The organism is Bacteroidota bacterium, from assembly GCA_039714315.1.
Taxonomy (GTDB): domain Bacteria; phylum Bacteroidota; class Bacteroidia; order Flavobacteriales; family JADGDT01; genus JADGDT01.
Window position 1 is genome coordinate 1 of the sequence record JBDLJM010000252.1, and the last position, 2,448, is coordinate 2,448.

General features: G+C 36.6%; 2 protein-coding genes. Both read left to right on the forward strand.

The features are described from left to right. Positions 1-184 precede the first annotated feature (184 nt). Entirely contained in the window at positions 185-1,318 is a 1,134-nt protein-coding gene (locus ABFR62_14075) for a DEAD/DEAH box helicase (GenBank protein MEN8139545.1), read from the forward strand. Between the two features lies 1 nt (position 1,319). Further along, a complete protein-coding gene (gene dinB / locus ABFR62_14080) occupies positions 1,320-2,408 on the forward strand; it encodes a DNA polymerase IV (GenBank protein MEN8139546.1) in 1,089 nt (362 codons plus the stop codon). Positions 2,409-2,448 lie beyond the last annotated feature (40 nt).

A 2,448-nucleotide genomic window follows, 5' to 3' on the forward strand; every position in this document is an offset into this window, starting at 1 on the left:
TTTCTTTTTCAACTAAGGCAAAAATCTCCTACTTTATTTTGCAGTAAATTTAAAGTGTAAATGGTATAAGCCTTTACTAATTACTATCTTTGCAACTTCTAACAAGTTAAAGCTTCACGAACTTCATCATTATAATTTAAGATATGAAGATCTAAACAGAGCCTGGCTTATATAAACAATCAACATGTCTTTTACATCCTTAGGTTTATCTCCGTCCTTAGTTAAAGCTTTGGCAGATAAAAAATTCAAACAGCCTTATCCTATACAGAAGCAAGCTATACCGGCAATTCTAAGAGAAAAAGATGTTTTAGGAATAGCAAAAACCGGTTCCGGTAAAACTGCGAGTTATGCATTACCAATCCTAATGAATACCAGGGTGGGTAAATCTTCGAAAAACAGACATGTAAGCAGCCTGATATTAGTACCAACACGCGAACTTTCGATACAGGTAAATGAAGTATTCCAGGCCTTCAGCTATGCATTACCTGACCGAATCAAGACTTTAGCGGTTTATGGAGGAGTCTCTGTCAATCCGCAAATGATGGCTTTACAAAATGTCAATATTTTGGTTGCCACTCCGGGGCGATTATTAGAATTGATAGAATCGAATGCAGTACATTTATCGAGTGTTGAAACTTTGGTTTTAGACGAAGCTGATAAGATGCTCAGTCTTGGTTTTAAGGATGAGATGAATCGTATTTTTGCTCTTCTACCAAAAAAACGCCAAAATTTATTGTTTTCGGCCACTTTAAGCGAAGATGTCAACAATATCAACCAAATATTGTTGCACAATCCATTAGTGATAAAAATTGAATCTGAAGAAGATAATATTGACCTAATTGATCAGTCGGCATATTTTGTTTCTGAAGAAAAAAAAGGGCCTTTATTGCGATATCTAATTAAGCAGGAAAATCTAAATCAGGTTTTAGTTTTTACCTCATCGGTTTACAAAGCAGACAACGTAGCCGATAAACTTCGTAAAAATGGAATTGATGCTAGCGCCATACACAGCAAAAAAAGCCAGACTGCACGTAAAGAAGCTCTAAGCCAGTTCAAATCAGGAAAATTAAAAGTATTAATTGCAACAGATCTGCTTTCGCGTGGTATTGACATAGAATTTTTACCTTATGTTATCAACTACGAATTACCCCGTTCTCCAAAAGATTATATTCACCGTATTGGTAGAACAGGAAGAGCTGAATCTCATGGAAAAGCAATATCATTTATTACTCCGGAAGATAAACATCATTTCAGAGTAATTCAGAAAAAAATGGGCAAATGGGTTACTATGATCGATTCTGATAATTTAGACTTATAGAATCGACAACGAAAACACATATCGCAAAATAATCCATATAGACATGGATGCATTTTTTGCTTCCGTTGAGCAGATGGACAATCCGGAATTGATGGGAAAACCGGTTGCTGTTGGCGGAGGAAGCGAGAGAGGTGTAGTTGCAGCTGCGAGCTATGAGGCTCGAAAATTTGGAGTCCGTTCGGCAATGGCAGGCAAACTGGCAAAGAAACTTTGTCCCGGAATTATTTTTGTAAAGTCGAGGCACGACAGATATCGCGAAATTTCGAAACAAATAAGGGAGATATTTCATCAATACACCGACTTAGTAGAACCTCTTTCGTTAGATGAAGCTTTTCTGGATGTAACAGAGAATAAAAAACAATTAAAATCGGCTACGTTAATTGCGGAGGAGATAAGAAGTAAGATAAAAAATGAGGTTGGTTTAACGGCTTCTGCCGGAATTTCCGTAAACAAATTTATTGCAAAAGTTGCATCGGATATGAATAAGCCTAACGGTCAGAAACTCATCCCGCCCAATGAAGTACTGCCCTTTTTGGAGCAACTTGATATAGACAGATTTTTTGGTGTTGGTAAGGTTACTGCTCAAAAAATGAAAAGTCACGGAATATTTAACGGAGCTGATCTGAAACAAAAATCATTAGAGGATTTAGTAGCCTGGTTTGGGAAATCGGGTAAACATTTCTATCATATTGTAAGAGCAGAAAACAATAATCCGGTAAGGCCAAACAGACTGAGGAAGTCCGTTGGTGCGGAGAGAACTTTTAGCGAAGACATTTCTGATGAAAAAGAATTAAAAACAAAACTCATTAAAATAGCCGATGAGGTTGAACAAAGATTAAACAGATCAACCCTTAAAGGCAAGACTGTTACCCTGAAATACAAATACCGCAATTTTGAGGTTCATACGCGTTCGCAAACAATCTTTTCTTTCATTTCGGATAAAAAAGATATTTTGCCTATAGTTATGGAGCTGTTTGAACAACAGGATTTTGAACTTCCTCTAAGGCTAATCGGAATAACGATATCGAACCTGAACAATCAGGTTAAAGAAATACCTAAAGAAGGTATTCAGTTAACTTTGGAGTTTTAGGATATTAGCTATGTTCTGTTTTTTAACCGCAGAGGAACGC

Coding starts and splice junctions, on each gene's coding strand:
- ABFR62_14075 (MEN8139545.1), top strand. CDS start 185: ATGTCTTTTACATCCTTAGGTTTATCTCCGTCCTTAGTTAAAGCTTTG.